The organism is Candidatus Clostridium radicumherbarum (assembly GCF_045310525.1).
In the GTDB taxonomy this organism is placed as follows: domain Bacteria; phylum Bacillota; class Clostridia; order Clostridiales; family Clostridiaceae; genus Clostridium_AT; species Clostridium_AT radicumherbarum.
The window spans coordinates 328,482-346,562 of record NZ_JBJHZY010000003.1 but is presented as its reverse complement, the minus strand read 5'-3'; the positions used below and the strand labels follow the sequence as shown (position 1 = coordinate 346,562).

Sequence of the window (18,081 nt, the reverse complement as noted above, 5' to 3'; positions counted from 1 at the left end):
AATATTATATATTCATAAAAGCTTTATTAAATTTTTTCTCTATGGAAAGGCATAGACATACATCTAGGGCCGCCTCTTCCTCTGCTGAGTTCTCCTGAAGGAATAGATATAACATTTACATTATATTTATCCAATATTTCATTAGTAATATAATTTCTTTCATAGGTTATAACAGTCCCAGGTGATATAGCAAGAGTATTTGACCCATCATTCCACTGCTCTCTTCTTGAAATGACCCTATCTCCACCACCGCAGCGTATAAGTGTAATATCCTTTTTTAAATGCTTAGATAGTATTCTTTCAAGACTGTCCTCTTCTTCTTCCATTATAAGTTCTTTATTTTTATAATTATAACTAATAGCAGTAACCTTTAAGTTTCCTTCTATACCTTCATGAACAGTGAACTTATCATAGTCTATCATAGTAAACACAGTATCCAAGTGCATGAATGCCCTAGATTTTGGAATGTTGAACATCAACACTGTTTTAAAGCTTTCATTCTCTTCAAATAGTCTTTTAGCAACCTGAATTATTGCCTCGGTGCTTGTTCTTTCACTGTTGCCTATAGCAATAACCTCATCAGAAAGAATTAATTCATCTCCGCCTTCTATGCTGTAGTTATCATCTCTGTTATACCAAAGCGGAATATTTGAATCTTTAAAATCCGGATGATATTTAAAAATATACTTTCCAAATATAGTTTCTCTGTGCCTTATATGATTTCTCATATGATTTAAGGTTATACCTCTTCCCATTGCTGCAAATGGATCTCTTGTAAAGTATAAATTTGGCATAGGTTCCATTATAAATGGATAATCGTCATTTTCCTCGCTGAGCCCTATTTCCTTTTTTCTAGTTCCTGCCATAACCTTATCTATCATCTCTTTTTGAGGCAGTGTTCTAAAATAATCCTTTAAGGTCTTAGCTATAGCCGTGTCGCTAATTTGACTTTCTGTTATTACCTCATCTAAAAACATTTCCTTGATTTCATAATCTTTAATAGCTTGTGCCGCCAATTTTTCAAGATATAAAACTTCTACTCCATTTTCAGTAAGCACTTTTGCAAAATTATCGTGTTCATTTCTTGCCACCTTTAAAAATGGAATATCATCAAATAACAGTCTCGACAAGTGTTCTGGAATCAAATTTTCAATTTCTCCTCCTGGCCTATGCAGAAGTACTGTCTTAAGATTACCTATTTCAGAGTATACCTTAATTTTTCTTTCCATCCTTATCCCCTCTTTATTCTGATACTATTTTTGTACCTGAGGCACCTTTTAAAGCTTCCTTTGCCATCTTTAGTGAAGCAATTATTGCTATTTTATTTTTATTAAATTGAACAAACTTCTTACAAGCTTCTACCTTTGGAAGCATACTTCCAGGAGCAAATTGCTTTTCTTCTATGTACTTATCAACTTCTGCAAGAGTCATTGACTCAAGGCTCTTTTGATCTGGTTTATTAAAGTTTATTGCAACCCTGTCAACTGCAGTTAATATTACAAGTGCATCAGCATCAAGTATTTCTGCTAATTTTTCTGCGGCAAAATCCTTATCAATAACTGCTGGAACTCCCATAACTTCCCCATCTTCTAAAATTACAGGTATTCCACCGCCTCCGCAGGATATGGTCAATGTTCCATTATCAACTAATTCCTTAATTATATCTTTTTCTATTACATCAATTGGCTTTGGAGATGCCACTACTCTCCTATAACCTCTTCCAGCATCCTCCTTCATTACATAGCCTTTTTCCTTTTGTAATACGAAAGCTTCCTCTTTTGTATAAAAGGAGCCTATTGGCTTTGTGGGATTTTGAAAGCCAGAATCATTTTTATCTACAACAACTTGAGTAACAACAGTCCCTACATTTTTATTTATATTTCTCCTATGTAGTTCCTCTCTAATTGCATTTTGAAGATGATAACCTATATAGCCTTGAGAAAAAGCACCACATACATCAAAAGGGAATAATACATTTGAGCTATTTGCTTTATGTCCAGCTTCCACTGAGCTTAATATTTGACCAACTTGTGGGCCGTTTCCATGAACTACAGCTACTGTATGACCCTGCTCTAAAAGATCTACTATGGACTTTGCTGTTTCCTTACAAGTCCTTAATTGTGACTCTGCACTTGCATCCTTTGGATCTGCTTGAAGCGCATTGCCCCCTAATGCTAAAACAATTCTCACCTACGACTCCTCCTATATCTATGTTCCCATATTTTATATTATTTCATTTTTGCACTTTCATAGTACATTAGCATAAAATGGTTGTCAATAGCTTCATTTTTAAGAAAACTGTATAAGTATTCTCATAAAAAATCCATATATATAACTAATTTTTACACTATAAAAGATACAAAATGAAAATAAAGTTTTAAATCCTGCAATTGTTTTGCTATTTATATTATGAATATAAAATTTTTACCTTAAAATTAAAGGAATGATAATATGAATTGAACCATAATCCATTTAAAATTATTCATATTAATTTTTACCAATATACTTCTTTTAATGCATAAATAAAATTTTATGCATAAATATATGTAAAATATGAATAAAAATATTAAAAATTTAATTTAAAATTTTTTTATTATTGGACTTTCTAAACGCTTATAATTTGTTTTAAAATTTACTAGTAACTTTTATAAAAATATTTGACATACTATTAATATAAGTATATACTAAAAATAAAAAATATACCCCTATAGGGTAATATAATTTTAAGGAGGAGTTCTCATGAATGTTATTATAGATGACGCCGCTAAAGAAGCCCTTAAACAAAACTTGGAGAAAAGAAATAAAACTGCTGTTAGATTATCAATAAAAGGCTTTGGCTGAGGTGGCCCAACCTTTGGAGTTGTTCTGGATGAACAAACAAAAAATGATGACGTTATTGAACTTGATGGAATAAAGTTTGTAGCTGAAAAGGATATTTCCTTTGCTTTTGACAACGTAAAATTAATCCATAAAAAAGGAGTTTTCGGTGACTTCTTTGATGTGTACAGTCCTGGTGGCGATAGCTGCAGCTAATTATAAATGAAGAATTAGAATGAAAACTTAAGAATGTTTTTCAATAAAAGCAAATTATAAAAGAGTTTTGCCAATTGGCAAAACTCTTTATAGAATTATTTGTTTTTAAAAAATTACTATTATCAATCATTATTAATTTTTATCTAGTGCTTTTTTAAATTCTTCTATAATATCTGAAGCATCTTCAAGACCAGTTGAAATTCTAATTAATCCCTTTGAAATTCCAGCACCTTTAAGTTCTTCATCTGTCAAGGCCCTATGTGAGGTCTTTGCTGGATAGGAAACAGTAGTACTTACACCTGCTAGGCTTGGTACAAATTTAATTGTTTCTAAGTCTCTAATTAAATCGTAAGCACCCTTTTCTCCATTTTTTAAATCTACGCTTAGCATTCCTCCAAATAATCCATTATTAAATAAACTGTTTGCTAATGTATTAAATAGTGAGGACCTGAGACCTGGATAATACACCTTTTGAACTTTATCATGAGTTTCTAGAAACTGAGCCAGCTTTATTGCATTCTGAGAATGTTTCATAACCCTAAGTTCTAAGGTTCTTAAGCTTCTTATTAAAAGCCATGCATCAAATGGACTCATCATTGTACCATATAAAACTGCAGTCCCCCTTATCTTTTCCATATCCTTCTTACTTGCTACTGCAATTCCTCCTGTTACATCACTGTGTCCGCATAGGTATTTTGTAGCACTGTAAACCACTATGTCTGCTCCAAGCTTCATAGGCTGACAAATAATTGGAGTAGCAAAGGTATTATCAACTATTAGCTTTGCATTATTTTCATGTGCTGCTTTTGCAGCAGCTTCAATATCAATAACTTCCATTAACGGATTGGAAATAGTCTCTACATAAACTAATTTTGTATTAGGTAAGAAATACTTTTTAATATCCTCTTTAGCTAGATCCACAAAGGTTACATCTATATTAAATCTTTTAAGTTCTGTCTTTAAAAACTCATAGCTTCCGCCATAAAGCACGCTTCCAGCTATTATATGATCTCCAGCCTTTACAAAGGCTAAAATTGACATAGTTATAGCTGCCATTCCGGAGGAAAAAGCCTGTGCATTCTCGGCACCCTCAATATTGTACATAATTTCACTTAAAGCATCCTGCATAGGATTTGCATTTCTTGAATAAACATAGCCCTTTTCTACCCCATCATAGACTTTATCTAAAGTTTCTACATCATCAAAAACAAAAACAGAACTCATAGAAATGGGCAATGACTTTGTCCTTGAAACAGATGGTGGATTTTTCTCTCCTAAATGTGTAAGCTGAGTTGCAAAGCCTCTATTCATATAAACTCCCCCAATATTATTTAATTCTTCTTATGACCTTATTTTAATATTTCACTATGCTTAAGTAAAGTGCTCTTTATTTCACTTTTTTAACTTCATAAAATCTTCATTAATAATAGGATTAATTGAAAAAGAAGGTTTAAAATAGTATACTTATAATGATTGAAAAAGAGGTGGAATTATGGCAAGATTTTTTAACAACAAAAAAATTGAATTATTGGCACCCTCAGGCACCATAGAAACTTTTAAAAGTATGGTAAAGGCAAACTGTGATGCTATTTATCTTGGTGGTAAGTCTTTAAATATGAGGATGATGAGAAAAGGCTATAACTTTTCTAATGAAGAAATACAGGAAGCAGTTAAAATGGCCCATGAGGTAGATAAAAAAGTTTATGTAACAGTAAATAATATGATTAATGAGTCTGAAGTTAATGAGGCCATTGAATATCTTAATTTCTTAAATACTATTAATGTTGATGGTATTATAATTCAAGATCTTGGCGTTTTACAAATTTGCAGAGAGAATAATTTTAGAAATTTTGAAATTCATTCTTCAATAATGATGAATGTACATAATATAGAATCTGTTAAAGCCTTGAAGGAATTAGGAATTTCCAGAGTTATTCTGTCAAGAGAAATGGATTTAAAAACTGCAAAAAATTTACAAAATGTAACAAATATTGAGACTGAATATTTTATACATGGAGATATGTGTACCGTAAATGGAGCGAATTGCTATTACAGTTCTGTGGTACTCGGAAACAGCTCCAATCGTGGAAGATGCTTTAAACCCTGTAGGTGGCCCTATGTTATAAAAAAGGATGGCTTTGTATATGGAACAGAATATCCTTTAGCAGCTAAGGACATGTACATGTATGAACATATTCCAGAATTAATAGAAGCCTCAATTACTTCCTTTAAAATTGAGGGTCGTATGAGAAATACAGACTTTATTGTAGATTTAGTAAATACCTACGGTGAAGCAATTGACAGATATATTGAAGATCCGTTAAATTTTAACCGCAAAAAAGAAGCTGAATACTTATACGAGCACAGAAAGCGTGATTTTACTACTGCCTACGCTTTTTCCAGGCCTGGATTAAATTTTATAAATACCCGCTATGAAGGTACAGGAAAATTTTATTCCACCGGAAAGGTTTTCTCAGTGCCTACTGAAGAGCCTGCAGCTACTGATTATGCTGTAAATGAACTTAAGGAAGAATTAAAAAAGTATTCCAATAATATATCTTCTAGGCACAATTTATCTGTTAAAGTAAATAATTATAGTGAGGCCAAGCTTTGTATTGACCTTTCTGTAAATAGAATATACTTACCTTGTGAGGTCCTTCTGCCAGATGAGTTTATAAGCTTAAATGAACTTAAAGATTTAGTAAGTACTAAGGGCAATACTGAAATCTATCTTGAGCTGCCTCAAATGATGAATGAACAGCAGTTTGAAATGATTGATCACTACTTAAGTAAGTACGGCGAGCTATTTGATGGTCTTTTAGCTTCTAATTTAGGTGCAATAAAAAGATATGGAAATAAGTATGCCATAATAACAAATTACAACTTAAACATATACAACCATAAAGCACTTAAATTTTATAAGGAACTTGAGGTTTCTGAAGCTTCTGTATCTATAGAAATTAAGCGTGATGAGCTTGCTGAATTTATGAAGGAAGCAAATATGCCTTTAGAATTAATTGTACATGGACCCATTAAAGTTATGTATCTAGACCATAACCTTTACGATAATACAAAGGTATTTAAAAGAATTGGAGAAGAAGATAACAAATATGTAGACAATAAGGTTCTAGTATTAAAGACTGATAAGGGTGAAAATCCAGTTTATATTGATAAATATGGAAAAAATCACTTGTTTACTTCTAAAGAGTTTTGCTTACTGCCAATTCTGGAAGACTTAAATTATGATGTACCCATAAATCTTAGAATTGAAGGTGAAACCTATAACTTATCCGAATTAGAAAACATTATAAAGCTTTATCAAAGGGGTATTTCAGATCCATCTAAGTGTAAAGACTTGTTTTTAAATTTAGAATCAGTAAGATCAGGTTTTACCTTAGGAGCTCTAACCTTTAAATCTGTTTAATTTTAAAGACATCATAGTTATTAGTTTTATTACCAAGGCCTTAGGCATTATGCACCAGGCTAAATTATTTCCACTTAAAGGAGTGAATAATTATGAATTATATAGGACCTGAAAATATTCTTAAAAAAAGAAAAGAATATTTCTATCCTGCTACTATATGTTTTTATAAAAACCCGCCTCAAATAGTTGCTGGTTCTATGCAGTTTCTTTTTGACCACACCGGCAGGAAATATGTAGATTTTTATGCTGGCGTTTCTGCTATGAACTGCGGACATTCAAATCCTGAAATCCTAAAAAATGTAATTGCTCAATTAAGTAATATTCAGCATACATCCACATTGTATTTAACACAGCCCATGGTTGACCTTGCTGAAAAGCTTTCTTCAATACTTCCTGGTGATATAAAAAGAACCTTCTTTTGTGTTACAGGTTCAGAGGCTAATGAAGGTGCAATGGCCCTAGCAAGATTATGTACTAAAAAAACTGGATTTATTGCTTTAGAGGGAGGCTTACATGGCAGAACCCATTTAACCTTAAGTGTAACAGGAATTCCTATGTGGAGACTTGACGATAACTTAGTTAAAGAAAATATCTTCTTCATAAACAGGCCCTACAGTGAAAACTTAAGTTATGAGGAAGCTATGGAAAAATCCCTAAGTCAATTAGAAGCAGTTTTAAAAGAGCACGGAAACAGTATTGCTGCCATGATAGCTGAACCTATTCAAGGTAATGGTGGAATTATAATGTACCATCATGATTATTTTCAAAGGGCAAAGGCCTTACTTGAAAAGTACAAGGTTCTGCTGATTATAGACGAAGTTCAAACAGGCTATGGCAGAACTGGCAAAATGTTCTGCATTGAAAACTATGATGTAATCCCTGATATTATTGTAACTGCCAAAGCCCTTGGAAATGGGATTCCTATTTCAACTTTCTCAACCACAGATGAAATTGCAGAGTCCTTTAGCAAAGCCTCTGCCTCAACTTTTGGAGGAAATCCTGTAGCTGCTCAAAGCGCACTCAGTGTTCTTGAATACATAGATAAGAATAATCTAGCTCAAAGGGCAGGGGAACTAGGCAGATACTTAAAAGAAAAATTAGAACAGCTTTCCTCTCCTTATATTAAGGAAATAAGAGGCTGTGGTCTTATGTTAGGTATGCAGCTGCAAGCTGTTGATTCAAGCCATACATCAGCTGAGATTACAGATGAAGTTTTAGAAAAAATGAAAGATCTAGGCTTTTTAATTGGAAAAAATGGTTTAGACAGAGATGTGCTTGCCTTCCAGCCTCCACTTGTCATCACAAAGGAAGACATTGATTCTATGATTTCTAACTTAAAAAATGTCCTAATGGCTTAATAACAGTGTGGCATGGGAACCTTTCTTATGCCACATGCTACCCAATGCGGTACAAGAAACATTCTCGTGCCACGTACATGTCACACCCTCATACAAACATGAAGATAAAGGAGTAATTACATGGCTTTTAAAGATTTGCAAGCTTTTATAAAACATTTAGAAGAAAAAGATGAACTAAGAAGAATTAAAACAGAAGTAGACTCTGAACTGGAAATTACAGAAATCGCAGACAGAGTTTCTAAGAAATATGGGCCAGCATTATTGTTTGAAAAGGTAAAAGGTTATCCATATCCACTTCTTATTAATGCTATGGGTACCTATGAAAGAATGAGCATGGCTCTTGGCGTAGAAAAGTTGGATGATATCGGTAATGATATTGAAGAATTTATAGATATGTCTAATTATTTAGGAATAATGAACAAGGTAAAGTCTGTGCCTAGGCTCGCTAGACTGACTTCAGTATTCCCTATTAAACTTCCAACTAAGGGTGCTTGTCAGGAAGTTATAGAAGAGGACCCAGATTTATCAACCTTGCCTATACTAAAATGCTGGCCTGGCGATGCTGGAAGGTTTGTTACACTTCCTCTTGTTATAACCAAGGATCCAGAAACTAACATTCAAAATATGGGAATGTACAGGCTACAGGTATATGATAAGAATACTACAGGAATGCATTGGCACCTTCACAAAGACGGCCGAGAAATTTATGAAAAATACAAAGTTTTAGGTGGTAAAATGCCGGTATCTGTAGCTCTCGGCTGTGATCCTGCCATAACCTATTCCGCTACTGCTCCTCTTCCAAAAATGATTGATGAAATGATGTTTGCAGGATACTTAAGAAAGGCACCTGTAAAGCTTACTAAGTCAATTACAAATGATATATACGTACCTGCTGATGCAGAATTTATTATTGAAGGTTATGTAGATGTAAATGAATCTTTAAAATTAGAAGGTCCTTTTGGTGATCATACAGGTTACTATTCTCTTGCTGATTTCTATCCAGTATTTCATGTAACCTGTATAACCCACAAGAAGCATCCTGTATATCCTGCTACTGTGGTAGGTAAGCCTCCTATGGAGGACTGCTATATGGGTAAGGCTACAGAAAGAATTTTTCTTCCTTTACTTAAAATGCAGCATCCTGAAATTGTAGACATTAATTTCCCATTAGAGGGAGTTTTCCACAATTGCGTAATTATTTCTATAAAAAAACGCTTTCCTGGTCATGCAAAAAAAATAATGAATTCAGTATGGGGAATGGGCCAGATGATGTATACAAAAATGATAATAGTTGTAGATGAAAATATTGATCCTAAGGACATATCTACAGTGGCTTGGAAGGTATTTAACAATATAGACGCTAAAAGAGATGTAGTAATTTCTGAAGGACCTTTAGATGCCTTAGATCATGCCTCAGATTTACCTCATTACGGCTATAGAATGGGTATAGACGCCACAAAAAAATGGCCAACTGAAGGTCATAAAAGAGAATGGCCAGATGATATTGAAATGACAAATGAAATTAAGGAGCTTGTTTCAAGGAGATGGGTTGATTATGGTCTTGACTAAGGTTATAAAAAAAGCCAAGGATTATGGAACCCTAGTTATGTTTTCCCATACTATTTTCTCCTTATCCTTTGCACTTATTTCAATGCTGCTTGCCAGTAATGGCCTCCCATCTCTTAGCAAGGTATTCTGGATATTAGTTGCCTTTATGGGAGCAAGAACTGGTGCTAATGCCATAAATAGAGTTATTGACGCTGAAATAGACAGCAAGAATCCTCGTACTGCCATGAGGCAGCTGCCTCAAAATTTACTTCAAAAAAAGGAAGTTATAATATTTTCTTCAGTATGCTTTTTAGTAATGATAATTGCAGCTGCTATGTTAAATCCATTATGTTTAATACTTTCGCCTATAGCGCTGTTTTTACTTATAATTTATTCCTATACAAAGAGATTTACCTGGGCCTGTCATTTAGTTCTAGGGATTACGTCTGCTGCAGCACCAGTTGGTGCATGGCTAGCTGTTACAGGTAAAATCTCCACGCTTCCTATTTTAATGGGAGCAGCAAATACTCTATGGGTTGCAGGCTTTGATATAATATATGGCTCACAGGATTATGAGTTCGACACTGCTAACGGAATTCACTCAATTCCAGCAAAATTTGGAGTTAAAAACGGACTTCATATTGCTGCTTTTTTTCATGTAATAACATTAATTTTATTATTTATTATAGGAACCTTAAGCAGTCAGCTTGGAATCATATATTTCATTGGATTAATTCTAATAACTATTTTATTCATTGCAGAGCATAAAATAGTGTCTCCAAATAACTTATCCAATGTAAAAGTAGCATCCTATAGTATAAATCAAGTTATAAGCATCATATTCTTAATATTTGGAGTTATTGATGCACTAATTTAAAAGGAGGTAAAAGTCCTAAATGGACTTTTACGGGTAGTTTTAAACTACCCAGTGTTCTGACTAAAAGGAGGAAAGAAATGATTAAATTAAAAAAACTATTATGTATAATTACAGTTTCCATTATTGCAATTTCCACTGCTGCCTGTTCACCAGTAAAGGAGAATACTACTGCTTCTAAAAAAACCTTAAATTTTGGTGCCATGGCTTCTGTAGATGCAGTGCCGATTGTAATAGCTAATGAAAAAGGATTTTTTAAGAAAGAGGGAGTTGAAGTTAATTTTCAGGCCTTTAAAAACTCTAAGGATAGAGATGCTGCTTTCCAAGCTGGAAACTTAGATGGAGTAATCTGTGATTATATCGCCATTTCACTATATCAAAATGCAGATTTTAATGTAAAGATAACTGGTGTTACAGACGGTGACTTTATGTTAATTGCAGGTGCAAAGTCAGGTATAAAATCAATAAATGATATTAAGGGTAAAAGTGTAGCAATTTCTGAAAAAACTTCAATTGAGTATTCCCTTGATAAGATTCTAGAGAAAAATAGTCTTACCCCAAAGGATGTAAAAAAATCCATAGTTCCTGCAATACCAACAAGACTTGAGATGCTCAAGAATAATAATGTAGACGCTGCATTACTTCCAGAACCATTTTCTTCCCTAGCTATAAGTGATGGTGGGACCTTACTTGGAAGTGCAAGCAAATTAGGTGCCTTTACTTCTGTAACAGCATTTACACAAAAATCACTAGATGATAAAAGCGCTGAAATAAAGGCCTTCTATAAGGCTTATAACGAAGCAGTAGACTATATAAATAATACTCCTATTTCTGAATATGAAGATATTATAATAAAAGCTGTAGGTTACCCTGAGAGCATGAAAGGAAATATTAAGCTGCCTAAATTTAAGAAAAATACACTTCCAACAGAAGCTGAGGTACAAGCTGCTGTAGATTGGACTGTTAAAAATGGTCTTGTTAAGAAAACTTTAAATCCTAAGGATTTAATGAGTGATATAGGTACTAAATAATAGGCGGAGGCAGGAAGATTGATATTCTTCCTGTGCTGGGAAGGAATACGGGAGGCATGAGGATTAATAATCCTCATGTGCAGGAGAGGAATACAAGGAGGACCTTTTCATGGTAGAGGTAGATAAGCTTTCTGTGAGCTACAGTGCAAAAAAAGAGGTAAACGCACTTGGGCCTATAAGCATAAATATTTCTTCTGGAGATATTTATGCTGTAATAGGTCCTTCAGGCTGCGGTAAATCCACTTTTCTAAATGCCCTAAGTGGAATTCTAAAAAATTATGAAGGCAATATTCTTATTAATAATGAAGGTATAAATCCAAAGATACATAACATTGGATTTATACCTCAAAACTTTGGACTCCTTCCCTGGAAGAACGTTGAAAAGAACTGTCTTCTTTCTATAAAAATCAAGGGAAGAACTATAGATAAGGAAATGAAGGAAAGAATTAAGTATATTCTTTCCAAATTAAATATAGATTCTTTAATGGATAGATATCCAAAGGAATTAAGCGGTGGTCAAAGGCAAAGGGTGGCTATAGCCAGAGCCTTTATTATGAATTCAGATTTACTCTTAATGGATGAACCATTTTCAGCACTAGATGCTCTTACACGAGAGGAAGCACAGGAACTTTTTATTGAAATTTGGAATAAGTATAAGACCACTACAGTATTTGTTACTCACAGCATTGAAGAAGCCATATACATGGGGAAAAAAATCGTAATATTATCCCACTGCCCAGGTACTATAGTAGAGATAATTGATAATTCCCTCTTTAATACTGAAAACCTGCGAGAAAAGGAAGAATATCTTAAATTATCTTCACATATAAGAAGCATAATTAAAAAAGGATGGAAAATATGAAGGTAAAAAAGAAAATTAAGCTTTTTATAGAGGGCTTTATACTATTTAATATCTTATGGTATATTCTTGCTGTAGTAATTAATATGAGAGTACTTCCAAAACCTACTGACATATATTTTAATTTAACTAATCTATATGATGAAAAATTGTACCTGCATGTTTTAGTAAGCCTTTATAGAGTATCCTTTGGACTTATTATTTCTCTGGTGCTGGGAGTTGCCATAGGCCTGATTATGGCTTATTCTAAGTTTTGGAATAAAATATTAAATCCTTTAGTCTATTTTACTTATCCTATACCTAAAACAGCTTTGCTGCCAGTTGTAATGTTATTATTTGGTCTTGGAGATTCCTCCAAGGTAATTCTTATAGTATTAATATTGATATTTCAAATTATTGTTGCAGTTAGAGATGCAGTAATAAATATTCCAGAGGAAACCTATAACCCTATAAAAAGTCTGGGTGCTTCTAGGCTTCAGATTTTTACAAACATAACTCTCCCTGCTATTATGCCAGAATTATTGACTAACTTAAGATTATCCGTAGGTACAGCTCTTTCAATTTTATTTTTTGCTGAAGGCTATGGAACACAATATGGAATTGGTTATTATATACTTGATGCTTGGACTAGAATTGATTACATAAGCATGTATGCTGGGATACTTGTAATAAGCCTCCTCGGTTTCTCTTTGTTTATTTTAATTGATATACTCGAAGAGGTAATATGTAAATGGAAAGCTTAAAACTTATTAAGTTATCTTACTAACCCCAGAGATGAAATTACATAATATTATAGCATTTTCTATATTTTAAAATAAAAAAATAGGTGTTAGTACACATAGTCTAACACCTTTACGTTTAGAAATTATCTCTAAGGGGGATCTAACTTCTTAATATAATAATATCATGATATTGTGAAGAATTTGTTAATTAACAGTAACTTATTGGTTAACCAGTCATTTTTATGAATATTTATAGTTTTTTTAGGTTTTTTTTGAATTTTCTTATAATTGCTATTGAAAATAATATATACATTTATACTGAAAACAGAATTTAGTTAATTCTTAACTAATGCAGCAATCTAGCCCCTATTCTTCTATCATAGTCAGACCAAGCATCTAGTTCGGTTTTATCCTTTACCTGGCCTAATTTATTAAAGGTTGCATCTACAAAATCAGCATAATGGACAATAAAGGCTTCCTCCGTATTTGGAGTTTTCGGCGATCCAAATTCCACTTTACCATGATGCTGAACTATACAGCCTTTTACCCTATTTTTAAAATCTTCACTATAAATATCCCCTCCGGCTTTAAAAGCTTCCTCCAACATAGTTATTCCTATAACTATATGTCCTTCCATTTCGCCTCTCATAGAAACAGAAAAAGGTCCATCTACGTTATATTCTTCAATTTTTCCTATATCATGAAGCTTTGCAGAAAGAATTGCTAGGTCCTTATATCTGCAGTCATATCTATAGGCAATTGTCTTAGCCATGTACATTACATTCAGGGTATGTTCTGCTAGACCTCCTATATAATTATGATGCTGATTAAGTCCACCTATTCCTCTTTTAAACCTTTCTACAAAAGTTTGATTATTAAAGAAATAATTATTTAAGGCCTTGCATTCCGTTGTTTTAAATTCCTCCTCGGAGATTTTATCCAACTCATTTAATATTTCTTCAAGTGGCTTACTTAAGCAAGGTAAAAAATCATTTAAATTAAATCTGCTTTCTCTTTTATATTTGGTTACCAGTAGTTCAAAGTTATTGTTACCCCTTATATTAATAACATCTCCAACCTTTAGATTGTCATCGGCTTCTGTAATACGTGCCTTTAAATCCCCAGTCTTATCTCCAATGTAGACAGTTAAGTTCTTCCCTTCTTTAGAAAGAATCTTCATTATCATAAAAGTACCATCTATAATTTCTTTATTCTTAAGATCCTTAACAAATGCAGATTTCATCTTTTTCCACCTTCCTCTTAAAACTTATACACCTCCATATTATTTTTCACACTGTTAAAGATTCTATCCAAATTCGAAATAAATTTTATTAATAAGAAATATGAAATCTAGCTCACGGTTTTTCTCCTACTGCTATTGGGTTATTATCATAGCTTACCCAATCACTCCAGCTGCCCACATAGAGCTTAGGCTTCATATTTATTTCACTCATTGCTATGAAGTTACCGCAGGCATCTATGCCTGAACCGCATTGCAAAGTAATATTCTTATATACCTTAAGCATTCTAAAATGAACTTCTAATTCTTCTTTTGATCTAAATTCACCATTTTCTTTTAATACATCCTTCCAATGATAATTCACGGCTCCAGGAATATGTCCTGCCTTTTTATCTATTGGTTCAATATCTCCCTTATATCTTTCTTTTGCCCTAGAATCAACTATAACAAAGCCTTCTTTGCTCATATTATCCTTAACTTCACTTATATTTGTAATTAGGCTTTTATCAAGTTTTAATTCAATTTTACCTTTTTCATTTTTCCTGACTTTCGTAGTTAACGGATAAGTCTCTCTTTGCCAAGCCCTTATTCCACCGTTTAAAACATATACCTTATCATGGCCTATATACTTTAACATCCACCAAAATCTTTCTGCACCTGCAAGATCCGCCTCATCATAGGCAACCACTATTTTGCTCTTATCTATTCCTATAGCCTCAAGTTTTTCTTTAAATACCTTAAGTAAAGGCATAGGGCTTCTGCCTCCATGCTCCTTAATTTCTCCTGCTAAATCTTTTTTTACCTCTATAAATTGTGCTCCTTCAATGTGCCCTTCATCATAGACTCTTCTGCCATAATCCTTATCAAATAAATCTGCTCTACAGTCTGCTATAACTAGGTCATTATTTTTAAGATGTTCATAAAGCCATTTCGGTGTAACAAAATTACTCATATTCTTACCTTTCATATAAGTTTAATTTCACTTTAAAAATTAATTTTACACATTCAGATATTAAATTATTCTTGATTATATTCATCAATTATTTTCTTAGCTAGTTTTTTAATTGCACTAGCCTCAGCGATTAAAGTCATGACTATTAAAAAGACTCCTATTCTTTCCTTATCCTCTTCCCTAAGTTCACTGTCACTAATTAAATCATTAATTATATCTTCTTTAAAATGGTCTTCCTTAAGAAAGTTTTGAAACATCTCTTCTTGAAGGTTTGAAAAAACCTTATAGGCCATTTTCCAAGAAATAATATCATCACTATTACTATTAATATTATTAAAAGCTAACTTGAAAACTTTTTTTATTTCTTCAGTTGTAAGAATTGGTCTCATATAACTTAATAATAAAAGTTGTGCCAGATGATCCTTTGTATAGCCCCTTTTCTTTCCGTCTTCAGGCTTTGATATAACTTCTCCCTTTATATAATTTTGTACAATATTAGTGGTGTATTTTTCATCCTCGAATTTATCATTCAGAAAATCTATTACCTGTGATAAAAATAAATCATACCTCGGCAAATCATCGTAGGATACTATTGTGTTACTTGAGATTTCAGCAGCCATTTTCTTTATAAAATCTATTCCATATTTACTGCTATCCTCCATTATTACTCCTCCTCCATATTATATTTATATAATAAATAATTAAAAGTTACTTTATTAATTCTCTTACTTATATTATAAGTTATTGATAAACCCATTACAAGTTATATTTTATAAGAAATTATTTTTAAATTTAAAGAAAATAGGAGATAATTGGAGATATATTAAGATACAATTGAACAAACAAATTAAATGGTTTTAATATGGATTATACAGGTTATTATTATACTTGTAATATGGTATTATATAACCTATAATAAAAACATAAGTTATCTGAAACAAATTTAATCATAATCAAATACACAAGGAATAAACATTGAATATGAAGTTTATTCAAAAAGCTGTATAATTACATTATATTACTTTTTCGTGGGGGTGAAGGAAATTAATAAAAAAAATAGAATATTGTTCAGTATTATTTTGGCTATTCTCTTTATATCAGTTGATGTTTTATCACCTGCATTCTTAAATAACTTTAAAGGGGATAGGCATTATAGCACCGTATATGCCGCAGGTAAATCAGGAGGTTTTAAATCTTCCAGCAGCTTTAGCAGCTCTAAATCTTCTTCTGGAGGCTTTAAATCCGGTGGCTTTAGCACTCCAAAGTCCTTTCCTGGAAGCTCTAGCTCTAGCAAGTCATCTTCTAGCAGCTCTAGTTCTTCCAAATCATCTTCTGGAGGCTTTAAATCAGGAGGCTTTAGCACTGCTCCAAAGAGTTCTTCAGGAAACACAGGAGGTTCTTCCAGCTCAAGCGGCACCAAAAGAAGTATTTTACCAATACCAATTCCTATTCCATGGGGATCACACAGCCTTGGTTCCTATTATGGAGGATACTATAGCCCAATTCAGGCTATAGGTAATATTTTCAGCAGTATTATTAGGCTTATATTATTAATAATTGTAATAGTTGTTATATATAAGATAATAAGAAATTCAAGAAGAAGGTACTAGTCCAAAATGGACTTTTACAATAAACTTACTAACAAAATGTGAGTAAGTACAAATTATTTATTAAAATTTTGAGGAGGATTATTAAAATGGGAGTATTCGGAAGAATGTCCAACATCTTTAGAGCAAAGGTAAACAACGCAATTGACGATATGGAGAATCCAATTGAACTACTTGATCAGAAGGTAAGAGATATGGAAGAAAGCTTAAACAATGCAAAGCTTTCATCTGCTCAAATTCTTGGTAATGTTCATGAAATTGAAAAGAAGATGGAGGCAGCAGAAAAAGAATCTAAGGATTTTGACGAAAAAGTTAAGCTAGCTATGAGTAAGGGTAATGAAGAATTAGCTAAAAAAGCTCTTGCAAAAAAACTTGAAGCTGATAAGAGTTATGGAGGCTTAAAGGCTAGCTATGAAGATGCTCGTCAAAAAGCAGATTCTGTAAAAGCAAAGCTTAAAGAACTAGAGGAAGAAATCGAAAAGACAAGAAGGTATAGAGATGAAGCTGCAGCAAGATATAATAATGCAGAGGCTAGCGGTAAAGTAAATGAGATACTTGCAAATGTAGAAACTAAGAGCAATAAAATTAGTGTAGATGATATTGAAAGAAAGATTCAAAAGAAGGAAGCTTATGCTGAAGGTCTTGGAGAATTAAAGACAGATACATCTCTTGAAGATGAATTTAAAGAGCTTAATGAAGTAGATCTTGACGAAGAACTAAAAAAATATAAACAATAGGTGATTACATGGGAAGAGCTGAAGATTTCCTAAAACATGAAAGAGAGCGTTATGGTAAGGTCTATGTGGACCTTACCTACGCTGTAGACAATGTTTCTCCATTTTTAGAAAATGGTGAGCTTAATAAAAGAAAATATGTAACCAAACTTCCTGTTCTTAAAAAATATATTGATCTTATAGAAACATCTGAAGGAGAGGTACACAAAAAAGGTGGTTTTCTTAGTTTCTTTAATGATGACAAATATATTGACCTTTTAAATTCTTATAAGCATGATAATGCTGAAAGCTTAAATCAGCTAGAACACTGCAGTGAATGTGTTTATAGAAACTGCACCGAGGACAAATTTGACGGTTGTCTTGGCTGTCGTGAAAATTCAAGAATAGTATTTTGCGATCATGAAAAAATAAATGTCACCTTCCACGATAACTGGATTTTAACTTTAAACAATGATAAAACTGGCGATGTTGATAGATTTAATGTACTAGCTACACTTCAAAATATAGCAAAGGATCAAAAATATATTATAATAAGGAATCTAAGAACAGAGGAAAAATTTATACTTTATTATTTCCCTGGTATCTCGGAGGACAGCTATGGAGAGATTACAGATGGGGATGAATTTGATTTCATTGTTTCCACTTATCAGAGTGTGGAGCAATAACTATGTTTAATAATTAAAAAATTGGTTTTGCCTA

At 32.7% G+C, this 18,081-nt stretch carries 16 protein-coding genes; 9 read left to right on the top strand and 7 right to left on the bottom strand.

The genetic code is table 11. The features are described 5' to 3' along the window. Positions 1–26: 26 nt before the first annotated feature. The 3 genes from arcA to ACJDUH_RS15655 all read right to left on the bottom strand — a co-directional run bounded on the left by arcA (position 27) and on the right by ACJDUH_RS15655 (position 4,344). Positions 27–1,235 carry an arginine deiminase gene (arcA, locus tag ACJDUH_RS15665; protein ID WP_406766209.1) on the bottom strand — a complete coding sequence of 403 codons (1,209 nt, stop codon included), beginning with the start codon at positions 1,233–1,235 and terminating at the stop codon, positions 27–29. A 7-nt stretch (positions 1,236–1,242) separates the two neighbouring features. Continuing rightward, positions 1,243–2,190: a carbamate kinase gene (arcC, locus tag ACJDUH_RS15660; protein ID WP_406766141.1), complete on the bottom strand. Its 948-nt coding sequence runs from the start codon at positions 2,188–2,190 to the stop codon at positions 1,243–1,245. Between the two features lie 975 nt (positions 2,191–3,165). Further along, the gene (locus tag ACJDUH_RS15655; protein WP_406766140.1) at positions 3,166–4,344 is read right to left on the bottom strand and encodes a trans-sulfuration enzyme family protein; all 1,179 of its coding nucleotides are present in this window, start codon (positions 4,342–4,344) and stop codon (positions 3,166–3,168) included. Between the two features lie 181 nt (positions 4,345–4,525). Between ACJDUH_RS15655 and ACJDUH_RS15650 the strand changes: the two genes are divergently transcribed. The 7 genes from ACJDUH_RS15650 (at position 4,526) to ACJDUH_RS15620 (ending at position 12,870) form a co-directional block, all read left to right on the top strand. Beyond that, positions 4,526–6,457, top strand: coding sequence for a U32 family peptidase (locus ACJDUH_RS15650; protein ID WP_406766139.1), 1,932 nt, complete (start codon positions 4,526–4,528; stop codon positions 6,455–6,457). Positions 6,458–6,549: 92 nt separating this feature from the next. Then, a complete protein-coding gene (locus tag ACJDUH_RS15645) occupies positions 6,550–7,815 on the top strand; it encodes an aspartate aminotransferase family protein (RefSeq protein ID WP_406766138.1) in 1,266 nt (421 codons plus the stop codon). A gap of 120 nt (positions 7,816–7,935) precedes the next feature. Beyond that, a complete protein-coding gene (locus ACJDUH_RS15640; RefSeq protein ID WP_406766137.1) occupies positions 7,936–9,384 on the top strand; it encodes a menaquinone biosynthesis decarboxylase in 1,449 nt (482 codons plus the stop codon). Further along, positions 9,371–10,240 (top strand): UbiA-like polyprenyltransferase, encoded by an 870-nt coding sequence (locus ACJDUH_RS15635; RefSeq protein WP_406766136.1) that lies wholly within the window; start codon positions 9,371–9,373, stop codon positions 10,238–10,240. Before ACJDUH_RS15640 ends, ACJDUH_RS15635 begins: the two co-directional genes overlap by 14 nt. Positions 10,241–10,317: 77 nt before the next feature. Continuing rightward, positions 10,318–11,268: an ABC transporter substrate-binding protein gene (locus tag ACJDUH_RS15630; RefSeq protein ID WP_406766135.1), complete on the top strand. Its 951-nt coding sequence runs from the start codon at positions 10,318–10,320 to the stop codon at positions 11,266–11,268. 109 nt (positions 11,269–11,377) lie between these two features. Continuing rightward, on the top strand, positions 11,378–12,130 hold the full coding sequence (locus tag ACJDUH_RS15625; RefSeq protein WP_406766134.1) for an ABC transporter ATP-binding protein: 753 nt from the start codon (positions 11,378–11,380) through the stop codon (positions 12,128–12,130). Further along, a complete protein-coding gene (locus ACJDUH_RS15620; protein WP_406766133.1) occupies positions 12,127–12,870 on the top strand; it encodes an ABC transporter permease in 744 nt (247 codons plus the stop codon). Before ACJDUH_RS15625 ends, ACJDUH_RS15620 begins: the two co-directional genes overlap by 4 nt. A 325-nt stretch (positions 12,871–13,195) precedes the next feature. On the opposite strand, the gene ACJDUH_RS15615 is transcribed toward ACJDUH_RS15620, so the two are convergent. The 4 genes from ACJDUH_RS15615 to ACJDUH_RS15600 form a co-directional block, all read right to left on the bottom strand. Further along, positions 13,196–14,092 carry an HD domain-containing protein gene (locus ACJDUH_RS15615; RefSeq protein WP_406766132.1) on the bottom strand — a complete coding sequence of 299 codons (897 nt, stop codon included), beginning with the start codon at positions 14,090–14,092 and terminating at the stop codon, positions 13,196–13,198. 112 nt (positions 14,093–14,204) lie between these two features. Further along, on the bottom strand, positions 14,205–15,056 hold the full coding sequence (locus ACJDUH_RS15610) for a sulfurtransferase (protein WP_406766131.1): 852 nt from the start codon (positions 15,054–15,056) through the stop codon (positions 14,205–14,207). Between the two features lie 50 nt (positions 15,057–15,106). Continuing rightward, positions 15,107–15,703, bottom strand: coding sequence for a DUF1836 domain-containing protein (locus ACJDUH_RS15605; protein ID WP_406766130.1), 597 nt, complete (start codon positions 15,701–15,703; stop codon positions 15,107–15,109). Positions 15,704–16,191: 488 nt separating this feature from the next. After that, entirely contained in the window at positions 16,192–16,458 is a 267-nt protein-coding gene (locus ACJDUH_RS15600; RefSeq protein WP_406766129.1) for a hypothetical protein, read from the bottom strand. A 279-nt stretch (positions 16,459–16,737) separates the two neighbouring features. Here ACJDUH_RS15600 and ACJDUH_RS15595 point away from each other — a divergent pair, with 279 nt between their 5' ends. Then, positions 16,738–17,385, top strand: a complete 648-nt coding sequence (locus ACJDUH_RS15595) for a PspA/IM30 family protein (RefSeq protein ID WP_406766128.1) — start codon at positions 16,738–16,740, stop codon at positions 17,383–17,385. Between the two features lie 8 nt (positions 17,386–17,393). Beyond that, positions 17,394–18,047, top strand: a complete 654-nt coding sequence (locus ACJDUH_RS15590; RefSeq protein ID WP_406766127.1) for a DUF1292 domain-containing protein — start codon at positions 17,394–17,396, stop codon at positions 18,045–18,047. Positions 18,048–18,081 lie beyond the last annotated feature (34 nt).

Excerpts from the sequence above, each read along its gene's own strand:
- ACJDUH_RS15610 (WP_406766131.1), bottom strand. The coding sequence starts at position 15,056 with ATGAAAGGTAAGAATATGAGTAATTTTGTTACACCGAAATGGCTTTAT.
- ACJDUH_RS15595 (WP_406766128.1), top strand. The coding sequence starts at position 16,738 with ATGGGAGTATTCGGAAGAATGTCCAACATCTTTAGAGCAAAGGTAAAC.
- ACJDUH_RS15640 (WP_406766137.1), top strand. The coding sequence starts at position 7,936 with ATGGCTTTTAAAGATTTGCAAGCTTTTATAAAACATTTAGAAGAAAAA.
- ACJDUH_RS15645 (WP_406766138.1), top strand. The coding sequence starts at position 6,550 with ATGAATTATATAGGACCTGAAAATATTCTTAAAAAAAGAAAAGAATAT.
- ACJDUH_RS15625 (WP_406766134.1), top strand. The coding sequence starts at position 11,378 with ATGGTAGAGGTAGATAAGCTTTCTGTGAGCTACAGTGCAAAAAAAGAG.
- ACJDUH_RS15620 (WP_406766133.1), top strand. The coding sequence starts at position 12,127 with ATGAAGGTAAAAAAGAAAATTAAGCTTTTTATAGAGGGCTTTATACTA.
- ACJDUH_RS15590 (WP_406766127.1), top strand. The coding sequence starts at position 17,394 with ATGGGAAGAGCTGAAGATTTCCTAAAACATGAAAGAGAGCGTTATGGT.
- ACJDUH_RS15635 (WP_406766136.1), top strand. The coding sequence starts at position 9,371 with ATGGTCTTGACTAAGGTTATAAAAAAAGCCAAGGATTATGGAACCCTA.
- ACJDUH_RS15650 (WP_406766139.1), top strand. The coding sequence starts at position 4,526 with ATGGCAAGATTTTTTAACAACAAAAAAATTGAATTATTGGCACCCTCA.
- ACJDUH_RS15605 (WP_406766130.1), bottom strand. The coding sequence starts at position 15,703 with ATGGAGGATAGCAGTAAATATGGAATAGATTTTATAAAGAAAATGGCT.
- ACJDUH_RS15655 (WP_406766140.1), bottom strand. The coding sequence starts at position 4,344 with ATGAATAGAGGCTTTGCAACTCAGCTTACACATTTAGGAGAGAAAAAT.
- ACJDUH_RS15630 (WP_406766135.1), top strand. The coding sequence starts at position 10,318 with ATGATTAAATTAAAAAAACTATTATGTATAATTACAGTTTCCATTATT.
- ACJDUH_RS15615 (WP_406766132.1), bottom strand. The coding sequence starts at position 14,092 with ATGAAATCTGCATTTGTTAAGGATCTTAAGAATAAAGAAATTATAGAT.